Below are 24,896 nucleotides of genomic sequence, written 5' to 3'. Positions count from 1 at the left end.
CCCTCCATCCTATTTCAGTACATTTTCTCCGAACCATTTGACGGACAGCTTCTCGTAAGTGCCATCCTCCTTCACGCTCTTCAACGCCTCGTTAAATGCCGCAGTGACAGTTCCGTCCCCGCCCTTAACCAGTGGCAGTGCAACAATTTCTTGAGTATCTGCCTCAGCTGCGGCTCGCAGCTTCAGATCCGGACGGCTTTTCTTAAGTTCAATGAAATACAAATTGTTGAAGATAATAGCGTCAACCCGCTTATTCTTCAGCAGCTCAAGACTTTCGCCTTCCGGCACAAGCTGAGCCCCATAGGATTCGGCCAGTTTACCGTAAATGCTCGTATTAGAGCCGTAAACCTTTTTACCCTTCAGATCCTCGAAACTATTGATGTCTTTCGTCTCATCCAGCACAATAAGCGTCGGATACGAGATCAGATATGGGTCGGTAAAATCGTACTTCTCCTTGCGTTCGTCGGTTACTCCGATTTGATGAATGGAATCGAAGCGTCCTGCGTCCAGACCAGCCAGCATTCCGTCCCACTCCGCTTCCTTGAACACCGGCTTCACACCTTCGACACGATTCCAAACCTCCGTAAGCAGTTCGATATCAAAGCCGGTTAACGGACGATCATTGCCCTCCTCGTGGAAAGCATAGGGTGGATAAGTACCCGTAGTAGCGATAACAAACTCGCCTTTCTCCTTCAGCTTGTCCAGCGAAGTCTGCTTGGCAGCCGGTGGGTTAGTAGAAGGAGCTGCAGCAGATTCATTGCCTTTATTGTTTGAGCATCCTGACGCGATTAACGTCAGAGTTAATACTGTAATCATAGATAAGCTTTTTATTTTGAACATTTCACTCGCCCCTTGGCTATTTAGTTGTGCGCGGCCTCTCGCATGCACACATCATATTACACAGTTATACAATCTGTATAGTTGGTTTTAAAAGGATGCCAATCTACTTGCATTAGATCACAATACAGTTATATTTCGTAGCAACGAATCTCGTAAATCGAAGCTTCCGTACTCCCATTCGTGGCATGTACAACCACTCGAATTCGCTCGGCTAACAATGGTTCAGACAAGCAATGCGAAACATGCCGTTGGTAATTATCGGTTATTTCCATGGCTATCCGCCACCCTTCGCCATCCCACGCTTCGATGCTATAATCCCGTGGACAGTTCGGTTCGCGGAAAAAGGCAGGGTATCGATTAAGGTCCTGCAGCAGATGGCCAGGGAAAGTTAGCTCCACCGTTCCGATCTGTTGAGGTTTGCTCCAACGCAGTTCAAGTGACTGCGGGAGACACTGCCCTGGCGCTGAGCGCCACAAATTGGTCGTTCGATGCGGCCTAGACGTTCCACTAGTCGTTCTTTCTGGGCCAAACACTGCCTGTGGCGGAGTTACTCGCAAGCTCATCGTTCGCCCATCCTCATGACTCCGCAGACGGCCAGATTCCAATTCGCTTGCTGAAGGCAGCCCTTGATGCACACTTGCTGCGCGATGCCAGGACAATTCCTTCGCTCCAAAAGCATCAAGACGCATATAACCGTCCTGCGGAAAGGCTTCTTCAGCTCTTTTATCCAGCTGTACCTGCCACTGCACCCAGCCGGTATACGCAGCGGGAACTGTCAATTGAGCGAAGGCCAGAACACTCGTTGCTGAAACGGTATCCCTCTTATCCGTGGCTCCATTATGACTGCCGTTCACGCTGTAATCCCAGATGTGCTCGGTACGATGCAGTTCTACCGAGAACGTTTGCGGCTGATCCGTAGAATTAGCAATCCACATATCGACTTGCTCTAGCAGACCGCACACGGGTACCCATTGGCTGCGGCGAATGTCGAGCGAATCGGCATCAGGACCTGGCTCAACCGTCGTCAAAAAATCTTCACTACTGGCAGTGACTTCTGCACTGCGAGCGAGATCAAGCGGATCAGCGTTCGTTACATTCGGCAGGAAGCAGCCTCTACGCAGCAACGTTTGCTGTACCTTGGCAATGGCCGTAGTCGGTATATCCGGAATAGCAATGCCTTGCTGCAGTGCGATGGCGGCTGTCGTTCCAGCGGCTTGCCCCATAATCGCCGTCGTCGACATCACGCGAACCGTCCCAAGAGCAGCATGCGTTACACTTACATTCCGCCCTGCCATCATCAGATTGTCGATGTCCTTCGCAATCAGAATACGCAGCGGGATACCATAAGGACTGATAATTTCTCCCGCCCCCGGCAGCTCGCTTGTCGGCGCAAGCAGTCCTCCCGGGATATGTAAATCCAGATACCAGCCCCCGAAAGCGACCTCATCGGGAAAGGCTACTTCCTGCTGCACATCGTGCTCGGTCATTAGATAACGTCCAATAATACGGCGGCTTTCCCGCTTCCCCGGCACTTGACCGATCCAATCCAGCGCATAATTCGCCGCTTTGTCTCGTGTCAGAGGGTCCTTATTTTTAATCCAATCCCACACCCCGAGAACGTGGCGCGTAAGCTCATGGCGAATGGTCTCCGCATCATGGATCGTATCCCAAGGCGTACCGAGCTCGAACCACCAGTAGCCGGCCCGAATGTCATAAGGCTTACGGTTATGCCCATAGAAGAAGGCCGGGTCGTCATAGGAAGCCGCCCATGAAGGCGCGTGAAACGGTGCTGGCCGGCCCGTATCACGAGCGCGAAAATGAATGGAGCTGCCCATCGTATCACTGCTTGCCATCTCCGGTGCATGCAGCTCTCCGTATTCGTCTCGACTCTCTGAGCCCATCCGCCATTCGTTGCCTGCCAGTGCTGCAATTGTGCCATCCCCGGTACAATCGATAAAGACCTTCCCTTCAATTCGCAGGTCTGTCTCAGCGCCAAGAATATGACCGGTTACAGCGGTAATCTGCCGCTCTCCATGTCTGTGCACTTGCTGCACCGTGGTGTTCAAATAAACAGTCAGATTATCTGTCCTTACCGCCAAATCATACAGCGTCATATCCCATACGCTGTTCGTCCAACCATTATTGTGGAATTGCTCATGATTATTCGCCCGATCCGCTCCCGCAAGCTCCGTAAGAATGCCTGTTTCGCGCGCGTAAGCATGGAATCGTCCGGCACCGTGTGGAGTCACGCGAATCTCCGACGAGCTGTTGCCACCGAGGACAGGACGGTCCTGCAGCAGTGCAGTTACGGCTCCCTCGCGTGCCGCAGCTATTGCTGCACTAAGGCCAGCCAAGCCACCGCCAATAACGACTACGTCGTATGATGCTGATTTGCTGCTCATCTTTCCCCTTCACTCCCTTCTTCCGATGTACTCCCATAAAGGGTTGCCCTTCTAGAAACCGCCTCTGCCACTTCCACGGATTGAATGGCTGTTGTAATTCCGCCGGTGGTCTGAAGACCGGCACGAAGTTCATTAAAGAATCCAGCATTTTCCTCATAAAATCCGTTAACCACATAAGGCTCTTCGCTTCCCGCTGTCGCAGCACCAGCCCAACTGGCTGTTCGATGATTACTAGACCAAAGCTCGGCACTGCCAGGCGAATCATGTGATGTCCAAAAAGGAAGCTTTAGCCGGAGAGAGACTCCCTCACCTGAAACCTCCACACGCTCATACACTGCTCCCGCAACGGGATAATAGTTTAGATTGAATGTGATTCCGGACAAAAACTCCCCTTCAAGCGCAACATTAGTTACACCCGCCCCCAGATGCGGAAGCTTCCTGTACCGCAGACGAATATTGCTATAGTCAGAGCCAACCAACTCGCGCAGTGCATCTATACCATGAATAACCGTAACTGACGCATCCTCATCGTCCGTCCGCCCAACTCTGCTGATATCGTATGCAATATGATGAAGACGACCAGCAGCACTCCATTCCTCCAATTGACTGCGAGCTTGAATGACAAGCGGCATATACCGTCTGTTAAAAGCTACCCGATTCGGAATCTCAGACCCGTCAGGCCGCTGCGCCGCTGCAGCAATTTGCAACGCTTCCTCCTTTGACACGCCCGGAGGCTTCTCCAGCAGCAGTGGATATCCTCGCTCCAAGATCGAAACCGCCAGACCTGCAATGTGCGGCGCCGGCACCAGCAGACAAACCACGTCAGGACGCTCTTTCTCCAGCGCTTCTTCCACTTGGGTATACGTCCGGGTAAAGCCGAATTCTGCAGCGAACGCGGCAGCCTTTACTGGGTCAGCATCTACACAGGCGACAAGCTCCGTATCCGGATGCTCCGCCACATAACGCCGGTAGGCTGGTCCATGTCCTCGCCAGGCAATGCTGCCGCATCCGACAACACAAATTTTAAACGTCACTACCTGTCCACTCCTTCGCTAATTGCTCTGCACGCTTCAAGGCTTTGATCTCCCGCGGCAAATGGATGTCATACGGCTCCCATTGGAACCATTCCCCGCTTAAATAATCGGTATAGCCGATTGCTTGCAGAGCATGAATGACCTCCGCGTGATCAATGTCCCCGCTGCCGATGGCCAGGTACTGCGGATGCCCGTTCTCCCGTTTCGGACCAGCAGCACCATCGTGCACATGCACATGCTTAATATGGGGGCCAAGTATCTGAGCTACTTCTGCCGGAGAAGCATTACCTTCATGCTGCGTATGCAGCACATCCCACAATACGCCTAAGGCCGGAAGATTCACTCTTCCCAGCAGTTCTGCGAGTGTATGCGGGGCCGACCAATCATCATGTGTTTCTAACAACAGCGTGATCCCTTCTCTTTGTGCAATCGGCGCAAGCTGGCCAAGAGCCGCAATCACTCTATTCGTGGCGACCTCTCTAGAATCTTCTGCAGCGAGTCGGCCGCAAAACAACCGGACAAACGGAATGCCCACATCCTTTGCCAGCGTAATAGCCTCTGATGCAGCTGCTATTTGCTTCTCAGCATCCGTAGCCGTTGTAAATCGGGAGGAAATGCCTAGAGCTGTCAGTGCGATGCCACTTCTAGCTGCTTCTTGACGGAGTGCTAAGCGCGTCTCTCTGCTAGCCGTCACCTCAATGCCATGAGCATGACCAACGCCACTGCGAATTTCCAAGCCGTGATACCCGAAGTTACGCGCCACCTCTAACAGCTCCGTCAACGAAAGCTGTGGGGCGGATGCCGTGTTAAATGCGTATTTCATGCCAGTCCCCCTTGTGTGTACTTTTATAAAATGACTGTAACCTAATTAATGCAGAAGCCACCTGCCCGATCATCTACCACTCGTTTCTTGAGAAAATGCACGTTACTCCTAATTTTGCGCACAGCAAAATCACCGGCGCTGAGCAGTATGGCCTCAGGCGGCCGCCGGTGTCTATTTCCCAGGCAATCTAACAGCACGCCTCCCTTTAAACTTGGCGGGAACGCTTGCGAAAAGCTTGCGGGGATAACCCCATCTTTTTCTTGAATGTTTTGCAAAAATACGCACTGCTATTGAATCCTGTCTGCTTCCCGATCTGCACCACCGGACGGTCTGTCACTGACAGCAGCAAGCAGGACTCACGAAGCCTGCGGGCAATAATATATTGGCTGAGCGTACAACCGGTTTCCTCGCTGAACAAATGTGATGCATAAAAAGGAGAGACATGCAGGCTTTCGGCCAGCTTTTCCAATGAAAATTCCTCATGATAATGCTCCTCAATCCAGTTCATCATATGTTCAATATGACGGCCCTCACGTTTATCTATGACCTGGGCCTGCTCGTGCTCAGAGGCTCTTTCGTACATTTTGCGCAGTGTTCGCATGAAATCTATCAGGAACAGGAGCAGTTCCTCTTGACGTTCATAATTCGGCACTTCCGCTAACCGCTGCTTGAATTGCCCGGACAGGACGTCGAAGCCAGTAACCTCCTCCTCCGTTAACGAGAACAACTGGCGTTCCAGCTTGCCTTTCCATATTCGTTGAAAAAAAGCATGTAAGCTCGGGAACAACGCAGCATAGCGGTCGAACAAATAAGGATCGAATACAATTGGTGTACGCACATAGGGCGGCTCCATTTTAAAGTGGTGCAGCTGGTAGGGCTGAATGATAACAAGCGTTCCGGGACCAACGGAATGTACCTTTTGTTCCAGAATAAGCTGGCCCTGCCCTTCCAGCACAAGTACAATCTCAAGACCTTGATGTGCGTTTACGATTTCCAAATGGCCTTTGCGAGTTGCAAGGCGGTGAAAGAAAAGGAAGTTCTGCTCGACAAGCTGCGGTACCGGATTAATCAGCCGACTCATCTGCCGGTCATCTCCTGCTGCAGCCAATCAAAGGAATGGGCACCGCCAATTTCATGCCCGCCTTCAAAGACCTCCACCTGGAAGCGGCTCGCCGCCCCCAGCTTTTCATACTGTTGTTTCAATATATCTGCCGCTTTAATCGCTCCTTGAACTGGGAATATATGATCTCTTCTCCCGACTTCCAGGTATAACGAGCGAGGAGCGATCAGCCCGATCAGGTCCGGCATATCCCCCAACTCGACGATGCCGGGAATGTAATCGCATAAGCAATTTTGTCCGACAAAGAAGGAGCTGTCTTCATAGGTGTTTGGATACCCGCTTAGTACGAGTGCTGTGAGCCTTACATCCAACGCTCCTGCCAAGTAGCCCACAAAAGCTCCCCCAGATAACCCCATCACGCCAATGCTATCTCCTTGTATTTCCGGTCTGGCCAGCGCATAATCTGCCGCTATTAGCGTTTCCAAAGTACGAACACCTGCAAGCGTTTCTCCCAGATGAATTAAATAAGAAGACAGCTTATAGCAAGAAGAATTACCTATAGCCCTGGGGTCCAAATGACTGTCCGCAATTAGGCGTCTCTCTCCGAAACCGAGCAATTCGGGCACGATGACAGCCAAGCCGCGCTTAACCAATGACAGAGCGAAATGCTTGTGGATACCTGTACCTTCCGGTTCATCCTGCCCATCCGGCGAGAGGCCGACCAGCTCGCGGCTGCCATAACCGTGTCCGTGCAGGGCTAGTACCGCCGGTACAGGATTATCCGCTGTTGCGGTTTTAGGAAGCAGAACATAAGCAGGCATTAGCAATCCGTCTCTCGTTTCAATCTCAACGCGTTCCCGCACATAGTCTCCGCAATCTATCGACTCCTTGTGGAAAGACTCAGGTACTTCATACACAGCCTCTCCGCTGCCTAGCTGAGCAATGCGCGCAGGTGGAATACGAAGAATTTGTGCCAGTCGTTCTCTGCGTCGTTGTCTTTCAGCATCATCGAGAACATCCGGTAATTTGGATGCTTCTTCTAGTTTATTTTTATACAATGTATCGATAAAAGCATTTGGGGAGCCGCTTCTCATCCTATCGCCTCTTTCTAATCTATAAGACAAACTTAAGATTCTCACTTAAGGGCTCGTTCGTCACTACGGTGAATGTTTGGACTTACGGTCGCTGTTGTATCCAGATTCCTTCTTTTTAAGCCGCTTTTAGCGGTTGAAATCTGGATACAAAGGCGATCGCTCACGCTCCTACAGTTCCAAACCTTCCCCTCCGTTCCTTCTCGCTCTTTGTTACTTTCTTATATTCATCTTATATAGATTGATAATTTTTGTGTAATGATTGTACTTAATTGTGCTCAAAGTTGAGCCGCTGAACAGCATTCAGAATCATTATTCCAACACACAAGTTAGAATGAAAAGTGCGTAACAGCAAGGGTTAGCATTACTTTTCTGCTATCATAGTATGGGTACTCCCAGATGTAAAGTTGGATATTAAAACGTAGCAATATAGTTATATCTATACACAACGTACGACAATGATCGCAATATAATTCAATTTTTGCTCAACATCTTATCTCTTTAATACATTATGCTTGAATGCAGGAGGGAGAAGATTCCGAATGAAAGATAATACTTCATGGACCATTGCTGCTGCAGGGCAAGCGTTGCGGGACGGTCGACTATCCCCTTTATCCCTGCTAGATTTGCATCTGCAGCGTATTGCTAATAATGAGCCGCGCTATCATACGTTTATTCTGCTCATGGAGGAAGAAGCACGTGCTCAAGCTAGGCAGGCCGAGCAGGAGCTGAGGAACGGATTAGACCGCGGTCCGCTGCACGGCATCCCTATATCGGTCAAAGATATGATTGCGTACGCGGGTATCCCGATGACGAACGGCTCAGGACGTACGCCCCCGTTCAAGCCAAGCATACACGCTCACATCGTAGAGCAACTCCTTGAGGCTGGCGCCGTGATCATTGGCAAATCTCATCTGCATGAATTTGCGTATGGCAAGCATCACCCGGCATATGGAGCAACCACTAATCCCTATCATTCTGGCCGCTTGCCTGGCGGATCCAGCTCCGGCTCTGCCGCAGGCGTTGCTGCCGGGTTCGCGCTCGGCTCTATAGGGACCGATTCTGCAGGGTCGATCCGGGTGCCGGCCAGCTTTTGCGGAGTCGTAGGGTTTAAACCTACCACCAACCGCCTCAGCCTGTCAGGGATTACACCGCTCGCTCCTTCGCTGGATCATGCCGGCATTATCACCCGCACCTGTGAAGATGCTTCGTTGCTTTTTGACGAATTGGTTCTTAACCCTAACATAACGCCTAAAGAGACTGACAACAGAATACGGCGGCAGCCTGTAACCGCTCCATCAAGGTTCGGTGTGCCCCTCTCCTATCTGCAATCGACGACCGATCCGGAAGTCCGTGCCGCAGTACTGGAAGTCGTTCGTACACTTGAGGGTCAGGGTGCAACCGTAGAGTGGCTTCTTAACGATTTGCCCATTCTAGAAATCAAAGAAAAGACTTGGAGTATTCTTCATTATGAAGCTTACTCTACGCACAGCAATCATTTGTCCGATTGGGCTGAAGGCTATAGCGAGCCGCTGCAAAGCAACTTGCGTGTGGGACAAGCCATCACAGAGGCAGAGTATAAGGACTGTCTATCCTGGCGTGATTCCTCATTCCACTTAATTGACCAACTGTTTACGGGCATCGACGTCATCCTTACACCTACCTGTCCCGTCACAGCTGGACCCGTTCATAGCACGACTGCCAACAGACCTGCCAATGGCGAATTCACGCCGCTAGCCAATTTATGGGGACTACCCGCGCTCACACTGCCCATCGGTTTGTCACAGGAGGGTATGCCCATCGGCTTACAGCTAACAGGGAGACAGGGTGATGACCGCAGCGTACTGGCAGCTGGTGTATATATCGAACAACTCCTCGATGCGGCCAAGCTGTGGCAGCTGCCATAGACATACAAGCATTTGTATTAAATATACTGAGCATGATTGATAGGGACGTGGTGAACAATAGGTTGGGACTTACTATTCGGGATTACAGCAACAATTGATTCACGGTAGCAAAATGGGCGGATGTAGCAGCAGCTGTATAGAGCTTTTTCCAAACAAATAAGAATAGGCTGTTCCTTGAGCAGAAGTTTCTGCAAAGAGGACAGCCTTTTTTCGTTGCTACATAAAGTGAACTTAAGAATAGCACCTTGCTGATTGATTATATCCTTATTTTTACAGGTGATCCTCCAGTCAGCTTGCCTAATTCTTAAGTTCAGCTTATATACATGATATATATTTTTGTTCCGTCCATCAGAATTACCAATCTGTTCAAGTAGAAAAGTAGCCTGCAAGTATTCACGTAGCAACTAGTGCCGCAACCATCCCCCTTAATTGGCGTATTAAAGAAAAACTGGAAAGGATGACGTTCAGATGTCAGCGCTGCTCAAAAAAATCCGGACACCTACCTTTATTTTCTTTTCGTGTGTTCTGGCCCTGTCCGTAATGGTAGTGATTCTGTCCAAACCTTACTTTACAGAGCGTATTTTCTATGTAGAGAACTACAAATACTCTTTCTACAGCGAACAAGATAATGTTGTCACCTATCGAAGCAAAACAAACGATCCTATACAAGTAAATCTTGATCATGGTAAGCGTACGGTAACCATCCAACATCAGGAGTATTTTATTACGAAAATCGATTCTTCACCCAGTCCGAATTACAAAGTGATATATCCTAACGGCCACAAATACGAAGTCCATGATGCTTCCGGAATATTATTGACCTCCGATGGACATGGAAATTACGTCTCCGAAGTCTCTATTTTCGTTAACAATCAAAGAATACCTCAGGACGGCGAAGAGCAATATTCACCCTCTACCCTGGTAACAGCAGCGTACCCCGAATATCATGACACTCAAGGTGCTCCAGCGCTTCTGTATCTCGCATTAGCCGTGTTGATTTACGGATGGAGCAGCTTTCGCTATCGAAAATTTCAAGACATCCTTTTCTTACTCTCGCTTCGTTGGATATGGGTAAACGACCCTGAACCTAGCGACTTTTATTACTTCATGACCAAAGCTAGCGGTATTATCGCCATGATAGGCGCTCTCTGGATCGCCGTTCAAGCCTTCTGAACCACTGCCCACGGCAAAAGCCATCAAGAAATCAATGCAGCAAAAAGACACTGAGATTTTATTCATCAGTGTCTTTCTGGTTGATACTTTTCCACCAACATCATATTTCATCGTTGAACTCAGAGTCGTAGTTTAAAGCAACTTAATCAGCTCTTCTAGCTCATCAACCAATACTTTTGCATGTTCAAAATTAGTATCTTTCAAGGCCAATTCTATTTGCATTTCAACTGATTTTTTCTTTTGTTCAGTTTCTAAATAGTCTTTATCAAAATGACTAGCATAAATCATCTGTTTGAATTTTTTCATTTTCATTTTTCTAATCGTCTTATCGTCAATGATTAATACATAATCCATACCATTTACAACAGAATAGAAATCATGAGAAATCATGAGAATCGCACCTTTATAGTCTTCGATGGCCTTCTCCAGTGCTATTTGTGTATAGGTGTCTAAATGGCTTGTCGGTTCATCAAGAAGCAATACGTTTGCTTTACTGGCAGAAACTTTAGCCAATTGAAGTATATTTTTTTCTCCACCAGATAATGATTCTATCTTCTGATTAACGCTTTCTCCTTCAAATCCATAATTTGAAAGATACGATCTAACCTCGTCATAGGTACTAATTCCAGCATCGATAAATTCTTCAAGAATTGTATTAGAATCATTTAGCACTTCGCCTTGTAGCTGAGATAAATAAGCCACTTTAGCATCAGCATTTATTACAATTGAATCGTGATTATTCTTAAAAATTTCTCGAAGTAAAGTCGTTTTCCCAGTACCGTTTGCCCCGATAATAGCTACTTTATCTGTAGATTTGATCTCAAAGTTAACATTTTCCAAAAGCAACTCATCAAAGGTAACACCATAATTATTGACATTTACAACAATGGTGTCTTCAATTTCATTTTCAATACCAAAACTGATTTTCGGTTGCTTAATATCAACAAAAGGCGCTTTAATTCTACGTGCTTCCAATCTCTCTTGAAACTTAACTCTAGCTTTTAAGGCTCTCCCTCTAGATGCTTCTGAATTATAGGTTGCGATAGCTCTAAGATTATCGATTATACTATCATATCTCTCAATTTCTTCAGCTTCAGCGACTGCGATTTCTTGCAACTCTATTTTTGTCTGAAGTAACGAGAAGTTATACTCAATATATCGCCCATCAAACTCTTGAATCTCCGTGTTTTCAAGGTGGATAATTTTGTTGAAGCAATGATTCAATAGATATCGGTTGTGCGTAACAACTAACAGTATGCCTTTGTGTGCATTAATAAGATTTTTAAGCGCATTTAGGTTTTCAAAATCTAAAAATACATCCGGTTCATCCATAATCATTAAGTCTGGACTATTAAGCATTTCCTTCATTACTTGAATAAGCTTGAATTCTCCACCACTCAGGTCAGATACCCTAGCATCTTTTAGGTTCATGAGGTTTGCAAGATTTAGCTTCTTATTAATGTTGCTTTCAAAATCGTTCCCACCTATTGCTTCAAATGCGTCTAAAGCTAATTGATACTTTTCTAACAGCACTTCAATATCCGATGAAGTTTCCATTTCAGTACAAATGGTTTCTATTTCATTTTGTTTCTTAATAAATTCTTCTCCGATATATTCAAAAACAGTTGTTTCTTTCGATCTGTCTAGCTCAGAGAACTGACTTACAAACCCAATTTTACAAGTCGGGTCTATTTCTAACTTGCCCTCGAACAAATATCTTTCTGGATCCATCAGTATATCGATCAGTGTGCTCTTCCCACTGCCACTTGTTCCAATAAAAGCGCAATGTTGTGCTTCTTCTAACGTGAATGAAATGTTTTTGTATAGTTCTTTTTGTGGAAATGAGAAGGATAAGTTATCTACTTTTATCATGGTATTACCTTTCTTTCTAACTAAAATAGTGAGTATTATTAGATGTATTGCAAAACATAATGTTGAGTTTACCGTTGTAAGAGTAACACTGATTATAGCCAACTTCAATCATTTCAAAGTAAAGTTGTTCGTAAAAGCGAAAAATACTACTATATGAATCCACTGGTCAGGGGGAGCGCTATAGTGAATTAATTGCAAGAGTGGTTGGTGACACCTCTCATTATCGTTAATAATCGACGCTTCGCAGATTGATTATACTCGGCAAAAAAGGCTGTCCTCTTTGCAGAAACTTCTGCTCAAGTGACAGCCTTTTTTATTGTTTTTCCAAGCTGAGGTGACGTATTAGAGTACGTATGCGAACCCAACCCTACCAAATGTGATCAAATACTCTAGACAAAACATCCTTATTCAATTTTCAACCGTAGGAATAACGAACAATTTTACACGATTACGCCGCATCCTGGGCTTGCTGTTTAGTAGCTTTCTTGCTACCCGGACGCAACAGTAGAAGCACAACGATAAATGATGCCGAAATAAATACAATCGAACCAATAATCGCTGTAGAGACACCTGCTGTAAATTCCGCGTCAGTTGGCGTTCCAGTTCGAACGAACGATCCAAAAACCGCCGTAAGGACAGCCAATCCAAGCGATCCACCCGTTTGGTGTGCCACATTGACCAGCCCTGATGCCGCCCCCGCATCACGCGGATCAACATCAGACAGTCCAAAGGTGGTAAATGGAATAAACACAATACCTGCACCTATCCCCAATACGACCATCGGGATCATAAGCCCTGGGAAGAACTTCAAGTCCGTTGAAATCTGACTCAAGAAGATCATCGCAATGATGACTATAAAAATACCACTAATAAGCACTTTCGCATTTCCGTAGCGAGACACAAGCCATGGCATGGCATACATCATTCCGAACTGAACCATAGTCATAGGTAGAAAGGCAAGTCCAGTCTCGAGTGCCGTAAAGCCAAGCACATGCTGCAAGAATTGTGACATGAAAAAAAACATCGAGAAATTGCCGCCTACAAACAATAGTCTACCCAAATATGCGCCAGACCGTTCACGACTTGCGAATAGACGAAGCGGTGTAATCGGCTGTTCGACCCGTGACTCGATGAAAACAAAGGCTGCCAGCAAAATAATTCCTATGAGCAATGAAGTTATGGTTATAGAATTCCCCCATCCGTCGTCTGCCGCGCGGACAAAGCCATATACGAGAGCGGTCAGACCTACTACAGAAGTAATCGCCCCCATGATATCAAAACGACCGGTGCTTTTATTCGTCTCTGGCAAAAATTTCGGTGCCAGCACAAGCAGTACAATGCCGATCGGTACATTAATGAACATACCTACACGCCAGGATACCCAGTCCGTTAACATGCCGCCTACAACTAAACCAATGCTTCCGCCAGCTCCGTTGACCGCACTGTACATGGCAATGGCTTTAACCCGTTCCTTAGTCTCCACAAAACTGACAGATAAGAGTGCCAGCGCTGAAGGCGTGGCCAATGCGGCCCCGATCCCTTGCAGAGCACGGGTGATGAAGAGCATTTCAGCGGATTGAGCTAACCCGGCAAATAACGATGCAACCGTAAAAATCGCTGTCCCGATTATAAAAACCCGTCTTCGACCAACGAGATCCCCCGCTCTCGCTCCGAGTAGCAAAAAGCCCCCGAATGCCAGAACATAAGCATTTTGCACCCAGGTCAAGCTCGTTGTCGCAAGGTGCAGTCCGCGGCCAATCTCAGGAAGTGCCGTGATCATAATGGATGCATCGAGAACAACCATAAGCTGACAAGTGATGATGATAGCTAGAATGAGTCTATTATTTGACTGTCGGATAACAACCATCCTTTCTTGATGAATGAACTGAAGCTGATTTTGACAACCATCTGAATAAATAAGTTCAGTATGGTTAATTGTTGGCTGCTGGCCAAAAGTATTGACCGATGTGCTGAATTAGAATAACATGCATTTTAATCAAAGTAAACAAAAAACATTTATTTTGTCTATTATGTATTTCGTGTATTTCTCGTATTCAATGCTGTATAATAAAGTGACACGGTTTGAGAGATTGGAGTTGACATCAACACAATGAGTACACAAGTGGAACCGAGAGAAAAACTACTCAAAAAACTAATACATTCCGGGATGAAGGATGGATTCCAGCATTTGCGGATGGATGACATCGCCAAGCATATGGATGTAAGCCGAGCGACTATGTACAAATATTTTTCATCCAAAGAGGAAGTTATAGCGGGTGTCGTGCAAGTTTTTGTCGATTATATCGAAAGACTCGCAGATCGCAACCCCGAGGATGATGAGCGTTCGTTTGGGATCTGGTTCCAAAAGCTGTTCGACCAGACCGTATCACTCGTCGGTAAAGTCACCGACATCTTCCTCAAGGAGCTTCAGACGATCTACCCGGAGCTATACGATCAATTGAGAGCGGTTCTGAGCAGACGGGAACAACAAGCCCTCATCTTCTATCGCGAAGGAAAAGAAAAAGGTATCTTCAATCCCATCAACGAGCGTCTGATCCTGCTTCAGGATGATCTGCTGCTGCGGGAAATCATCAATATGAAATATCTGCTGCAAAACCAAATCTCCATCGAACAGGTGCTGTACGATTACTACAACCTCAAAAAAATACAGCTATTCAAAGCAGAGAAGCTCGATATCGTGGATGATTCGTTGATTGAACCGGTCATTCAGCACTTCGTGTATAAGTTTAATCGGTCGTTGTCTTGATAGAGGCTGTGAGGATGAGCAGAGAGTTTGCAAAAAGAAAAAGTTGACTTCGCAGATGGCGAGGTCAACTTTTTTTAAGGATTTTATCAGCGAAATATATGCTTTAAAGCTTTATTATGTCCATTTGGACATGTGTCAAAAGAATTCTCACCTTTTCAATTCGACAGCATAAATTAGGTAACATCTAAAATGCCTAGAGGTGGATGTAGATGATTTATTATTGTCCTTACTGTGTTCGTTTGATGGACTATGCAACAAGAAATAACCCAACGATCATTGATGAATGGAATTATGTCGTTGCTCCGCCTCCGCCTAAGCTGCAATTCGTTACAGTCGACCCAAAAACAAGTGCATTGCTCGTTTTAGATATGGAAGCGACGATATGCAATAATCCCCGCTGTATTGCATCCATCTCAACTATCAAACCGCTACTGACGAAAAGCCGTGAACACGGCATGTTAGTTATCTATAGCCTCACACATAATGGAAATGTCTCTGATATTGTTCCTCAGCTATCTCCCTTGCCTAATGAACCCGTTGTGAAATCAAACGTTGATAAATTTTATGAAACCGATCTCGATCAAATCTTAAAAGAGCACGGCATAAAAACCGTGATTGTTACCGGGTATGCCGCTAATGGTGCAGTCCTTCATACAGCGACAAGCGCTGCTTTTCGGGGATATCATGTCATTGTTCCTGTTGACGGAATTTCAGCGTTGAATCCGTATGCCGAACAGTATACATCTTGGCATATGTTGAATAGTCCGGGAACCCGGAACCAGGCCGTTTTAACTAAAGGAGATTGGATACAATTCGGGCAACCTAATATACTAGTACCGAATTCCCCATCCATGATGGGTTAAATTAACTCTCCCAAACCACAGTACAGATACGTTCTTTTTCATCCGCAGCAAGTTCCCTTAAATATCCATTTTTATATAAAATCCATAAAACCGATATGAATGGACTATATCCTGTTAGCAGATGATTGCGTTCGTTATCATTCACAAATGGAGGTATTTCTTTAGCCATTGTACTAATGTAATCATTGAAAGTCTTTTCAATTTCTTTTTTATTTAAAATTTCATCTGAACATTGCTGCAATATGTCATTAACGGCTTGCATCTGTGTTGCGGTGAAATACGGGATTAAAATTTTGAGATGTCCGTCTGCATTAGAGACATAGCTTTTACTAATGAGGCTGGATATAATTTCTTTGTCATAGTTATTCGGGACTTCCATATTAACGATAATCTCATGAACTCGTTTTAATTGTGACATTTCGGTTGGGCCAAAATTGCGATGTCCTCCCATAAATCCCAAATCAAACTGCAAAGCGTGCATGGAATCTGTAACCGGCAGTTTTACTCCGTTCCCCCCTCCTTGTATACAAAATTCACGAAGTTCGTCCGAAATATCGGAAGTAGTTTCAAGAATATCACTCATACGAATACTCGCACATGCCCAGTGCTTGCTTCCGTCTTTGCGCCGCGGAGAAGCATGTTGAAGACCCTTACTCTGTATAATATCAACGTCTATTTTCTGAATAGTTTGAAATATTACGATGGGAATGAGCTGCCATACCAAATAAGCATCATCGAAATCAGCTAAGGAATCATCAATTTCTTTGATTCTTGGTAACGCCTCCTTGATAACCAGATCAAACTGTTGTGCCATGGGTAGTGTATGTTCGAGGTGAAATCTTCGATCGGAGAGTAGATATTTGGCATCAGCTATAAAAAAGTTGGTCTGATATTTGCTTTTGCCGACCACTCTCAAATAATCCATATAGAGCAGCTTATCAATTTTATCTTCAAGATACACTGCCGCCACGCCGAGAGTTCTTGCGATTTCTTCCATAGTTAGCGCCTTACCGTGGCAAATCCAACAAATATTTTGCAAAAGCACATCTGTATGCAATCCACATGGATCATAATGTTGTCCCCAGCCATTCCGCCCCGTACTCAGTCGTATAGGGTTATAAATCCCAATCTGTTCTGTCATTTCAACTCTCTCCTTCAAATCCATTTTGACTTGGCTTAAATGCCACCTGACGGTCGAAGCAGAAATACCGAGAGTTCTTGCGATTTCGTCACCGCTTTTGTCCTCATAATAAAACATTATCGTAATGTCTCTTTTCGTTTTGCTGAGATACATGATCTCCTGCCGTAACTTTTCGGACAACTCTTGTTGTATGAGACTTTCCTCAATACTTCCGCCATCCTCCATGTAATCAAAAGCACTTGGGTTGTTTAATGCATCCCACACTGGCTTAGACTTACGTAAATATTTGGACCATGAATAACAACAAATGCGATAAATGTAGGCGTCCATGTTTTCAATACCTTTATCTACAATTGTCCTGTCACAGAGCGCGATAATAATATCCTGCGATAAATCTTCGGCGTTGTGATAATCATTTGTTTTTAAATATGCAAAGCCAAGTATCCTCTTCGCATATTCTTGAATGAGCGCTTCAGTAAAATCCACCCTCTCACCTGCCTTTCTGAGTACTCATTATATAAGTACCGTCAAAATTGATTTTGTTGGGAAAGTTTTGATTTTATTTTCACTCCAACAACATAAAGAAAAACCCACATCTTTTGAACATGAGTTTGGAATAACAAACTGAAGTGAACTAAATTCATCTTTAACTATAATTATAGTATCGAAAATGTTTTGAAAAATCATAAAATATCCCACACTTATAATAATAATGTTAAAAATAATGGAAAGTGATTCAAACTGGGAGGTGCTTAGTTGTGTTCCCCAAAAATCTAAATTCTGTCGAGGAAGATCATTCAAAGAAACGAATGGATGAAACGCAAATAGAACTACTAAAAAAACCTAAGAAAGGTGTTCTTCGACAACTGACTAATACATTATTAGCAGCAATTTTAGTGGTCGGCGTGTTGTTTTTATTTTTATGGATCATGGATACAATTAGATATTAGAATTGACCTGAGTCCTTATTTGTGAGGGCTCAGTTTCATTTTTCGCATATGGAAAATAATCAAATCTACTCCTCGTCAGGTTCTTCTATGTATTCATATACTCTCGATTTCAAAATCTCTATCAATTCCTCATCCATGAATCGATATTCATCTGGTATATCAAGACAGATTAATTGTTTACTTTTCAATTTGTCTGAAAATTTCTCCTGAAGCCTTCTCTTATGCTTCTTTTCCATCACAAAGATTATATCAGACCACCCAATGTGACCTTCCGTAACCTTAACTCGTGCACCTTCTTCTGTTCCAGCAGATCGAACCTCATAACCGTTCATAGCCTCGAAAATCTTCTCAGCTGTTAAGCTGCGCCACTTATTACGGCTGCAAATAAAGAGTAATTTAATACCTTTCACCTATCCTTTTGTGATTTACTGACAACTACAATCCATCTGGCATTTTCTTGTTCCCTCGATTTCGCGATATGTTTTGTAAGATATTCTTACAAAAACATGCCTGACGTCGGCTCTGTGAAAGGATTTTCTATTAGAATACTTAATGTGATTTGAACAACCACACTGACAAGAATAAAAATTAGGATCGCCCTATAAAAAGATACTGTAGACTCTTTAGATTTCATCATATCTTCGTAGTAAAGTACGATGAGATTCGGTCCGATTATTACATTGAGAACCATCATTATACCGCCAATTATTACATGGCCAATTCCAGTTAAAAATCCTTTGGTATAAAAGTCAGGAAAAATTACATGAAATAATAGAATAATGAGTACAGGTAAAATTATTGAACCAATCAAGCTAATGATAATTACTACAAACCCCTTCATTGTTAGGCTCAAAATTCCCCATCTCCCTTCCTTTAGATAATCTCCGACTCAGACCCAGCTACATTTGCTAATTTCAATTCATTTCCATCATATCACACCACTTCCAACTTACAATCTCCCTGCTCTGAATCGTTTCCATAAGATGTGGGTAATAATAACGCTATATCAATCTATTTACATGTATACGCAAATTCGAAATAAGGAGCGCCTACCATGACCTCTTACAAATACCGACTTGAACAAAAAAAACCTCACACTGGCACGGGCGGGGTTTCACGCGGAGCTTCAGTTCGGGATTTCCCCGCTTCCGTGGGCCTTGCTGGTGTATCCATGCGATTAGAATCGGGAGGTATGCGTGAACTGCATTGGCATGCTAATGCAGCAGAATGGGTTTATGTCATCAGTGGCTCCTGTCGTACGACAGTCATTCATCCTGACGGACACACGTATACCGATACGTTTGAGCCAGGAGATGTTTGGTATTTCCCGCGTGGTTATGGCCATTCCATTCAGGGACTGGGTCCAGAAGAATGTCACTTTATTCTGATTTTTGATAATGGGGATTTCTCGGAGGAACATACCTTTAGTATCACGGATTTCTTAACCCAAACACCTGACAACATTGTCGCCCAAAATCTCGGTATTACCGAAGAACGGGCAGCGCAGCTCCCTCAAGGAGAATCGTATTTTGTCAAAGGACCTGTACCGAATGACAGCTCCTCGAACGGAACATATCGCCGCAATTCAGAGCTAACATCAACACACCGTTATCCCCTGAGTGCCAAGCAGCCTCGGCGTGCTCCCGGAGGTGGAACCCAGCGTACTGTGACGGTCGAAGACTTTCCCATCTCATCCACGATGTCGGGGTCACTGATCGAACTTCAGCCGGGTGCACTACGAGAGATGCATTGGCATCCTAATGCGGATGAATGGCAATATTATATCAGCGGACAAGCTGAAATGACTGTATTTCTGGCAGAAGGCAATTCGGTTACAGAGCAGTTTGAGGCAGGGGACGTTGGTTATGCCCCGATGGGTGCGGGTCACTATATCAAAAATACAGGCGAGGAAGTCTGCCGCGTATTAATTGGATTCAACAATGCCCACTACGAAGCAATTGATCTGAGCGAATGGCTTGCGGGCAACCCCATTGACGTGCTGTCTACAAATCTTGAAATGTCCAGGGAAGAAGCAGCAAAACTGCCGAACGACACCCTTTTCATTGCTCCGGATCAAGGTAAGAAGCGGTCATAGTTCAGCTGACATGATATTGCGTTACTTCAAGCCCACAGAGGAAGACAGGCTAAGAGCCATTGAGGGGTTGTATAAGGACTGAAATAAGCAGAGCCACCGATAAAGGGCGGCTCTTTTATTATGCTCTACGGGGCTTGTAAGGCTTTTAATTAGCTATACCCATTGCCGAATGAATTGGTTTCTGATGTTACGGCAGAGTTTACCCTCCTTCGCTCCGCACAATTTTTTTCTAAAAATACCATGTGAGGGCACTCCTCCCAAAATTCATTAAGCTATCTGGCAGGATAGTTTAAACGTTCCTCGAATATTTTACCAGTTGGATAATCTAATGAAATTTGTTGAATTAAGGTTGTCTGAATGAAACGAAAATCTTATAGATAAGGGTGATTCATGTGAATCAAGGACTCATTGTGTTTTTGAACGGAACGTCAAGTTCTGGAAAGACCTCCATATCGACTGAACTGATAAATCAGAAAGAGATTCCTTTTTATCATTTATCAATTGATGATATTTTTAATAATTACAATGATTTTGTTAATAATAAATTTCCAGATGAACCTCCAAGAGGAATAGATCATCAAGTTGTCTCACAAATAGTTGATGATTCCATATTATCAGTGTACCATTCCACAATTAAATTGTTATCAGAACTAGGTTTTAATGTAATAGTAGATACCATAATCGCAAACGACAAGTATTTTAATGATTTTTATGATTTACTTGTTGATTATCCTATATTGTTTGTAGGCGTACGATGCTCGAAAGAAGAACTCACAAGAAGAGAGCAAAGTAGGGGAGATCGATTAATTGGACTAGCACATTCCCAGTTCGACAGAGTATATTCCTATAATGAATATGATCTTGAAGTAAATACGGAAAAGTTGAGTCCAATCGAATGTGCCGATAAAATATTAAGTTTTATTAAGTCCGATCAGGGTTACTCAGCATTTAAGAAATTAAGTAAAAGAGAGATTAGTGTTTCATAGTAGGCAAATGCATCAGATAACAACATAATCAAGCATTGGGGCTATTGCCCCCTCGGTCTGCCCACAAGATTTCGGAAATATTTGCTTCTCATCGTCATAACCGTATATCAACCCAAATTCCGGCATAAAGAGGTCGAAAGTAATCGCTGGGATCCCCTTATCGACGGACTATTGAATCAAATTGCGTCTAAACAGATACTCCCGGGAAACGTGGTCGGTCCAGTCCTTGCTTTTCATTTTGTTCGTGAACCTTATATGTATACAACTCAGTACAGATAATTTTCATTGGTACAATGAATAGATTAGATTATTTTATTTCTTGTTTTATTTGGATTCCTCAAATACAATAAAGTAAATATTTGGTGTGTGCAACTGGCGTAAACGTGGAGAACCACGAGGGAGCACATATTCATAACGCCGTACGCCTGGGCAAAGTATTTGATCTTTCGATCAAATACTTTTTTTATTTTTCATTGGGAGAGGTCAGGTGCTAGTGATGAAAATGGCTTACATTCTTTTCGACAAGATGACTACGTTGGATTTTGTAGGTTTTTATGAAGCTGTGACATGGATGGGAATTTTAAAGGCAAAAGAAAATGTATCATGGGATTTTTGTTCGAATAAAGAACAGATCACAGACGATCGGGGTTTGACTTTAAAAATTGATCATGTCTTACCTGATTTATCAATCTATGATTTGATATTTATTCCTGGAGGATTATCAACAAGACAACTTAGATACGACACTAATTTTATTTCATGGATTGAGACTGCACGAGATGTTGAATACAAGGTGTCCGTATGCACAGGGGCATTGATTTTGGGTGCAGCTGGTTTTTTAAACGGGAAAAAAGCGACGACAAATACATCCGCATATGAACTTTTAGCACCTTATTGCTCCGAGGTTGTTAAAGAGCGTTTCGTAAGGGATGGAAATGTTTTTACAGGGGGAGGAGTGTCCGCTTCAATTGATTTGGGGCTATATTTAATAGAAACGCTTACCAACGACAACGTGGTTCGACAAGTTCAAGAAAAGATGGATTATCCATATTATCCTGCAAGGAGGTAACTATATTGAGTATTAGATCATTGGTGAAAAACGACCAAGTTCATGTTGAAAAAATCATGACCGAGCACCCTCTTCAGTTCCCCAAGTTTATCATAGACAAATATCCCCCACGCTGGCATACATTTTTGATAGTACAGGATTATGAACTCTGTGGGTACTATGTTAGTTTAGCAAATACTGGTGAAGTAATCGGTCATGCAGGATATATACTCAATGATGAACTTGGCTTATACGAAATAGTTGGTGTTGCTGTATCAAAAAATTTTCAGCGCCAAGGGATTGGGAACGCCTTAATTAATCATATTTGCGGCAAAATAAGTGAGCTGGGCAATAAGCAAGTTATCCTTTATACATTGGGTCATGTTGGAAATGAAGCCACATTGATGTTCTATAGAAATATTGGCTTTGAAATGGTTAATTACGAGAAAGATTTTTTTGAATCCGATTACGATAGGGTCACTTTTGCTAGAACATTTTTATGAAGGAGTAATCAGTACAGAGTGGGCTGGCAAAATGGAGATGTCCTCTAATGAACGTTAACAACGGTGACAAAAAAAGAATACTTAAAAAGTGGGGACAGTAATAGCGACAGCCCCACTTCTCTTTCTCTTGTTAATCAAACAATCAAGCAAAAACTTGTACTATATTCAGCCCTGCATTACACGCCCAATCCCTTACCACCCACAGGACGAAGTCGAACCGGCTCGACTGCTGCGATTAGAGGCTTCGCGCGCTGTATGACGGCAAGTACTTCTTCGTTCTTGAGAGAATCAGCATGAGCCTCAGCATCACGCCACAGTTCGGTCACCCAGATCACATCAGGATCATCTACGGATTCATTGATAATATAGAGCTCGCAGCTCTCCATATTATTGAGACTCCGGGAAGCCTCCAGCAATAATGAGGTGAGTTCCTCCCGCTTTCCAGGGTGGGCCGTCATTTTACCAAACATCGTAAACTTGTTCATTTTATTTCTTCATCCTTTCTCTTTATCTTTTTGCATCCCTTCATAGTGCTGAAACATTTCCAGACTGACCTCCATCATTCGATCGATCAGCATTGGCGGCTCAAGGATCTTAAGTGACCTCCCGAACGGTAGAAGAAAGTACGGCACGTATCTTAGCGACTGCTCCTCTAACTGAAAGAGAACTTCACCGGGCGGCTTGCGTTCGAGTATTGAATGTCCGAATAACCAGTGCTTGCATATTTCGTTTAGTGCGCGTTCGTGTCCCTGGATTCTTACGATGACTTGCGTCTCAGTTTCCAGTGGATTTGGTAGTAAAGAGTGCAAGAGGAAATCTCGCGGGGAAAAAGCTGCTGGACGCTCGAAACGGGTATTTGCTGCTTCCAAATGAACTATACGATCCACGCGGAAGCTGCGAATCTCTTGTCTCAAATGACAAAATCCGACAACGTACCAATTTCCTTTCCAATGCACAATACCGTAAGGATCTAGGACCCGATGGCTGGAAGCCAGATCTGCTCCTTTGGCGTAGTCCAACTTCAACGACTCTCCATGGGCTGCTGCCTCCTCCAAGTGTTGGAGGAACTCAAGCTCTCTACCTTGCGCGGGTGTCTGGATCACTGCAAGCCCCTTGCTATGTCTGTTTATCCATTCGAGCTGCTCTTCATTGGTGTACAGCTTCAGTTTATCGACCGCACGTACTAACGCTTCCGTGAACGGATAGCCCGCTTCCTGGGCAAAGACGGATGCATGTACGAGCGCAATTTGCTCTTCGGAATCGAAGAGCAGCGGGGAATCTATGAACTCTCCGAGAAGTCGATAACCGCCGTTTGGACCGGAATCGGCAATAATCGGGGCTCCGCTGGCACACAATGAATCAATACATCGGTATACTGTGCGAACATGAATCTCCAATTCGTCCGCAAGCTGCTGCGCCGTCACCCGCTTCCCTGAACGAAGGAGCCACAGAATGGATAGCATATTATCCGCTTTGGACATGCCGTTATTCACTCCCTAAAGCTTTTCTTGAAAGAGCATATCGTCTGCCCTTTCTAATAGTTCCATTGTAAAGGAATTTAGACTAAGGGAGCTATCCCTTTCTCGATCCAATGGTCGTAAGTCGGACCGTAGACATCAGGCAATTGAAGGCCAGCTTGGCGCATGAGAACCGTCATCTGTCCGCGATGGTGCGCTTGGTGCATCATCGTGAATCGAAGGGAACCTCCGTTCAACCAAGCTTCCTGGTGAATGATAACCGATTCGTGCAACGTAGCGTCATTCCACTGTGTTCGAACGGCATTCACAAGTTCCCCGCTAATCCTCCGATACTCCGAGGCTATAAACGCTGCAGAAGCTGGAGCCACTTCGCCTCCGGAAGGAGCATCGAATACGAGACCCAATGATGTCATGAAATGCAGTGAGTGAACCAGATGCCAGGCGATTTGTCCAAGAGTTCGTCTGCCTTCGATAACCTCCTGACCAAGAGAATCTTCAGTAAGTGCATCTAGTACATTGGCGGTTATTTCCGCTTCCCTTGTCCATTCCACCACAAAATCTTCAATTCTAGTAAACATATTTATTCCTCCATTTCATCATTGGCTTTAGGCTTTACAAGCATACAAAAAAATCACTGACAGTTACGGTCAGTGATTGTTCGTTGGTCTGGAAAAATAATTTTCGATCTACCATTTAATGGACCTAGCAATGCTCATCGCTTCGTCTTCTGTAAACGGAATTACCGTGGCCTCACCGCCACCCGCACCGTTAGCGCTTCCTTGAATGACTATTTTCCAATCCCCATTTCTCAGGTAAATCCTACAACCATCAAACTCCTTTACGACGACCATTTGGGCTGGGAT

General features: G+C 44.7%; 24 protein-coding genes and 1 riboswitch. Of the genes, 9 read left to right on the top strand and 15 right to left on the bottom strand.

Translation table 11 applies throughout. The features are described 5' to 3' along the window. Window positions 1-9: 9 nt before the first annotated feature. The 6 genes from ACFORK_RS05815 to ACFORK_RS05790 form a co-directional block, all read right to left on the bottom strand. Complete coding sequence (locus ACFORK_RS05815; RefSeq protein WP_379196588.1) at window positions 10-816, bottom strand: transporter substrate-binding domain-containing protein; 807 nt, start codon at window positions 814-816, stop codon at window positions 10-12. A 152-nt stretch (window positions 817-968) separates the two neighbouring features. Continuing rightward, window positions 969-3,242: an FAD-dependent oxidoreductase gene (locus ACFORK_RS05810; RefSeq protein WP_379196586.1), complete on the bottom strand. Its 2,274-nt coding sequence runs from the start codon at window positions 3,240-3,242 to the stop codon at window positions 969-971. Then, window positions 3,239-4,276, bottom strand: coding sequence for a Gfo/Idh/MocA family protein (locus tag ACFORK_RS05805; RefSeq protein ID WP_379196584.1), 1,038 nt, complete (start codon window positions 4,274-4,276; stop codon window positions 3,239-3,241). Before ACFORK_RS05805 ends, ACFORK_RS05810 begins: the two co-directional genes overlap by 4 nt. After that, complete coding sequence (locus ACFORK_RS05800; protein ID WP_379196582.1) at window positions 4,266-5,099, bottom strand: sugar phosphate isomerase/epimerase family protein; 834 nt, start codon at window positions 5,097-5,099, stop codon at window positions 4,266-4,268. The genes ACFORK_RS05805 and ACFORK_RS05800 overlap by 11 nt, the downstream gene beginning before the upstream one ends. Window positions 5,100-5,304: 205 nt before the next feature. Next, window positions 5,305-6,180 (bottom strand): AraC family transcriptional regulator, encoded by an 876-nt coding sequence (locus ACFORK_RS05795; RefSeq protein WP_379196580.1) that lies wholly within the window; start codon window positions 6,178-6,180, stop codon window positions 5,305-5,307. Next, window positions 6,177-7,253, bottom strand: a complete 1,077-nt coding sequence (locus tag ACFORK_RS05790; RefSeq protein ID WP_379196578.1) for a dienelactone hydrolase family protein — start codon at window positions 7,251-7,253, stop codon at window positions 6,177-6,179. The genes ACFORK_RS05795 and ACFORK_RS05790 overlap by 4 nt, the downstream gene beginning before the upstream one ends. Window positions 7,254-7,792: 539 nt before the next feature. Between ACFORK_RS05790 and ACFORK_RS05785 the strand changes: the two genes are divergently transcribed. Further along, a complete protein-coding gene (locus tag ACFORK_RS05785) occupies window positions 7,793-9,157 on the top strand; it encodes an amidase (protein WP_379196576.1) in 1,365 nt (454 codons plus the stop codon). Between the two features lie 468 nt (window positions 9,158-9,625). Further along, window positions 9,626-10,330: a DUF6199 family natural product biosynthesis protein gene (locus tag ACFORK_RS05780; RefSeq protein ID WP_379196574.1), complete on the top strand. Its 705-nt coding sequence runs from the start codon at window positions 9,626-9,628 to the stop codon at window positions 10,328-10,330. A gap of 132 nt (window positions 10,331-10,462) precedes the next feature. On the opposite strand, the gene ACFORK_RS05775 is transcribed toward ACFORK_RS05780, so the two are convergent. Together ACFORK_RS05775 and ACFORK_RS05770 are read right to left on the bottom strand one after the other, a co-directional pair. Continuing rightward, window positions 10,463-12,202, bottom strand: coding sequence for an ABC-F family ATP-binding cassette domain-containing protein (locus ACFORK_RS05775; protein ID WP_379196572.1), 1,740 nt, complete (start codon window positions 12,200-12,202; stop codon window positions 10,463-10,465). Between the two features lie 448 nt (window positions 12,203-12,650). Next, entirely contained in the window at window positions 12,651-14,069 is a 1,419-nt protein-coding gene (locus ACFORK_RS05770) for an MFS transporter (protein WP_379196570.1), read from the bottom strand. Window positions 14,070-14,369: 300 nt separating this feature from the next. Here ACFORK_RS05770 and ACFORK_RS05765 point away from each other — a divergent pair, with 300 nt between their 5' ends. Continuing rightward, complete coding sequence (locus tag ACFORK_RS05765) at window positions 14,370-14,969, top strand: TetR/AcrR family transcriptional regulator (RefSeq protein ID WP_379196568.1); 600 nt, start codon at window positions 14,370-14,372, stop codon at window positions 14,967-14,969. Between the two features lie 209 nt (window positions 14,970-15,178). Next, window positions 15,179-15,832 carry a cysteine hydrolase family protein gene (locus tag ACFORK_RS05760; protein WP_379196566.1) on the top strand — a complete coding sequence of 218 codons (654 nt, stop codon included), beginning with the start codon at window positions 15,179-15,181 and terminating at the stop codon, window positions 15,830-15,832. Between the two features lies 1 nt (window position 15,833). Here ACFORK_RS05760 and ACFORK_RS05755 read toward each other — a convergent pair whose 3' ends face one another. Continuing rightward, complete coding sequence (locus ACFORK_RS05755; RefSeq protein ID WP_379196564.1) at window positions 15,834-17,459, bottom strand: RNA polymerase sigma factor; 1,626 nt, start codon at window positions 17,457-17,459, stop codon at window positions 15,834-15,836. A gap of 272 nt (window positions 17,460-17,731) precedes the next feature. Here ACFORK_RS05755 and ACFORK_RS05750 point away from each other — a divergent pair, with 272 nt between their 5' ends. Next, on the top strand, window positions 17,732-17,923 hold the full coding sequence (locus tag ACFORK_RS05750; RefSeq protein ID WP_379196563.1) for a hypothetical protein: 192 nt from the start codon (window positions 17,732-17,734) through the stop codon (window positions 17,921-17,923). Window positions 17,924-17,988: 65 nt separating this feature from the next. Here the strand turns inward: ACFORK_RS05750 and ACFORK_RS05745 are convergent, their stop codons facing one another. Together ACFORK_RS05745 and ACFORK_RS05740 are read right to left on the bottom strand one after the other, a co-directional pair. After that, a complete protein-coding gene (locus ACFORK_RS05745) occupies window positions 17,989-18,324 on the bottom strand; it encodes a low molecular weight protein tyrosine phosphatase family protein (protein WP_379197126.1) in 336 nt (111 codons plus the stop codon). 95 nt (window positions 18,325-18,419) lie between these two features. Further along, complete coding sequence (locus ACFORK_RS05740; protein ID WP_379196561.1) at window positions 18,420-18,764, bottom strand: hypothetical protein; 345 nt, start codon at window positions 18,762-18,764, stop codon at window positions 18,420-18,422. A gap of 213 nt (window positions 18,765-18,977) precedes the next feature. Between ACFORK_RS05740 and ACFORK_RS05735 the strand changes: the two genes are divergently transcribed. The 4 genes from ACFORK_RS05735 (at window position 18,978) to ACFORK_RS05720 (ending at window position 22,555) form a co-directional block, all read left to right on the top strand. Continuing rightward, the gene (locus tag ACFORK_RS05735) at window positions 18,978-20,018 is read left to right on the top strand and encodes a cupin domain-containing protein (protein ID WP_379196559.1); all 1,041 of its coding nucleotides are present in this window, start codon (window positions 18,978-18,980) and stop codon (window positions 20,016-20,018) included. A gap of 392 nt (window positions 20,019-20,410) precedes the next feature. Continuing rightward, a complete protein-coding gene (locus tag ACFORK_RS05730; protein ID WP_379196557.1) occupies window positions 20,411-21,004 on the top strand; it encodes a chloramphenicol phosphotransferase CPT family protein in 594 nt (197 codons plus the stop codon). Window positions 21,005-21,362: 358 nt separating this feature from the next. Next, window positions 21,363-21,442, top strand: a riboswitch (ZMP/ZTP riboswitch). A gap of 58 nt (window positions 21,443-21,500) precedes the next feature. Beyond that, window positions 21,501-22,073, top strand: a complete 573-nt coding sequence (locus ACFORK_RS05725; protein WP_379197124.1) for a DJ-1/PfpI family protein — start codon at window positions 21,501-21,503, stop codon at window positions 22,071-22,073. A 5-nt stretch (window positions 22,074-22,078) separates the two neighbouring features. Next, on the top strand, window positions 22,079-22,555 hold the full coding sequence (locus tag ACFORK_RS05720) for a GNAT family N-acetyltransferase (RefSeq protein ID WP_379196555.1): 477 nt from the start codon (window positions 22,079-22,081) through the stop codon (window positions 22,553-22,555). Between the two features lie 176 nt (window positions 22,556-22,731). On the opposite strand, the gene ACFORK_RS05715 is transcribed toward ACFORK_RS05720, so the two are convergent. The 4 genes from ACFORK_RS05715 to ACFORK_RS05700 form a co-directional block, all read right to left on the bottom strand. Then, complete coding sequence (locus ACFORK_RS05715; RefSeq protein WP_175372588.1) at window positions 22,732-23,040, bottom strand: putative quinol monooxygenase; 309 nt, start codon at window positions 23,038-23,040, stop codon at window positions 22,732-22,734. Window positions 23,041-23,049: 9 nt separating this feature from the next. Beyond that, window positions 23,050-24,036, bottom strand: coding sequence for a helix-turn-helix transcriptional regulator (locus tag ACFORK_RS05710; protein ID WP_379196553.1), 987 nt, complete (start codon window positions 24,034-24,036; stop codon window positions 23,050-23,052). Window positions 24,037-24,113: 77 nt separating this feature from the next. Continuing rightward, window positions 24,114-24,611, bottom strand: a complete 498-nt coding sequence (locus tag ACFORK_RS05705; RefSeq protein ID WP_175372586.1) for a DinB family protein — start codon at window positions 24,609-24,611, stop codon at window positions 24,114-24,116. Between the two features lie 108 nt (window positions 24,612-24,719). After that, on the bottom strand, window positions 24,720-24,884 hold the full coding sequence (locus tag ACFORK_RS05700; protein WP_379196550.1) for a hypothetical protein: 165 nt from the start codon (window positions 24,882-24,884) through the stop codon (window positions 24,720-24,722). Between the last annotated feature and the right edge of the window lie 12 nt (window positions 24,885-24,896).

It is taken from the genome of Paenibacillus sp. GCM10012306 (assembly GCF_042649265.1).
In the GTDB taxonomy this organism is placed as follows: Bacteria; Bacillota; Bacilli; order Paenibacillales; family Paenibacillaceae; genus Paenibacillus_AQ.
The sequence above is the reverse complement of the archived record's forward strand: the minus strand, read 5'-3'. Positions and strand labels throughout refer to the sequence as shown.

What these genes read in the sequence shown, in the direction of transcription:
- ACFORK_RS05795 (WP_379196580.1), bottom strand. Translation starts at nt 6,180, where the DNA reads ATGAGTCGGCTGATTAATCCGGTACCGCAGCTTGTCGAGCAGAACTTC.
- ACFORK_RS05775 (WP_379196572.1), bottom strand. Translation starts at nt 12,202, where the DNA reads ATGATAAAAGTAGATAACTTATCCTTCTCATTTCCACAAAAAGAACTA.
- ACFORK_RS05785 (WP_379196576.1), top strand. Translation starts at nt 7,793, where the DNA reads ATGAAAGATAATACTTCATGGACCATTGCTGCTGCAGGGCAAGCGTTG.
- ACFORK_RS05800 (WP_379196582.1), bottom strand. Translation starts at nt 5,099, where the DNA reads ATGAAATACGCATTTAACACGGCATCCGCCCCACAGCTTTCGTTGACG.
- ACFORK_RS05715 (WP_175372588.1), bottom strand. Translation starts at nt 23,040, where the DNA reads ATGAACAAGTTTACGATGTTTGGTAAAATGACGGCCCACCCTGGAAAG.
- ACFORK_RS05770 (WP_379196570.1), bottom strand. Translation starts at nt 14,069, where the DNA reads ATGGTTGTTATCCGACAGTCAAATAATAGACTCATTCTAGCTATCATC.
- ACFORK_RS05815 (WP_379196588.1), bottom strand. Translation starts at nt 816, where the DNA reads ATGATTACAGTATTAACTCTGACGTTAATCGCGTCAGGATGCTCAAAC.
- ACFORK_RS05765 (WP_379196568.1), top strand. Translation starts at nt 14,370, where the DNA reads ATGAAGGATGGATTCCAGCATTTGCGGATGGATGACATCGCCAAGCAT.
- ACFORK_RS05810 (WP_379196586.1), bottom strand. Translation starts at nt 3,242, where the DNA reads ATGAGCAGCAAATCAGCATCATACGACGTAGTCGTTATTGGCGGTGGC.
- ACFORK_RS05725 (WP_379197124.1), top strand. Translation starts at nt 21,501, where the DNA reads ATGAAAATGGCTTACATTCTTTTCGACAAGATGACTACGTTGGATTTT.
- ACFORK_RS05735 (WP_379196559.1), top strand. Translation starts at nt 18,978, where the DNA reads ATGACCTCTTACAAATACCGACTTGAACAAAAAAAACCTCACACTGGC.
- ACFORK_RS05710 (WP_379196553.1), bottom strand. Translation starts at nt 24,036, where the DNA reads ATGTCCAAAGCGGATAATATGCTATCCATTCTGTGGCTCCTTCGTTCA.
- ACFORK_RS05790 (WP_379196578.1), bottom strand. Translation starts at nt 7,253, where the DNA reads ATGAGAAGCGGCTCCCCAAATGCTTTTATCGATACATTGTATAAAAAT.
- ACFORK_RS05780 (WP_379196574.1), top strand. Translation starts at nt 9,626, where the DNA reads ATGTCAGCGCTGCTCAAAAAAATCCGGACACCTACCTTTATTTTCTTT.
- ACFORK_RS05740 (WP_379196561.1), bottom strand. Translation starts at nt 18,764, where the DNA reads ATGAAGGGGTTTGTAGTAATTATCATTAGCTTGATTGGTTCAATAATT.
- ACFORK_RS05700 (WP_379196550.1), bottom strand. Translation starts at nt 24,884, where the DNA reads ATGGTCGTCGTAAAGGAGTTTGATGGTTGTAGGATTTACCTGAGAAAT.
- ACFORK_RS05705 (WP_175372586.1), bottom strand. Translation starts at nt 24,611, where the DNA reads ATGTTTACTAGAATTGAAGATTTTGTGGTGGAATGGACAAGGGAAGCG.
- ACFORK_RS05760 (WP_379196566.1), top strand. Translation starts at nt 15,179, where the DNA reads ATGATTTATTATTGTCCTTACTGTGTTCGTTTGATGGACTATGCAACA.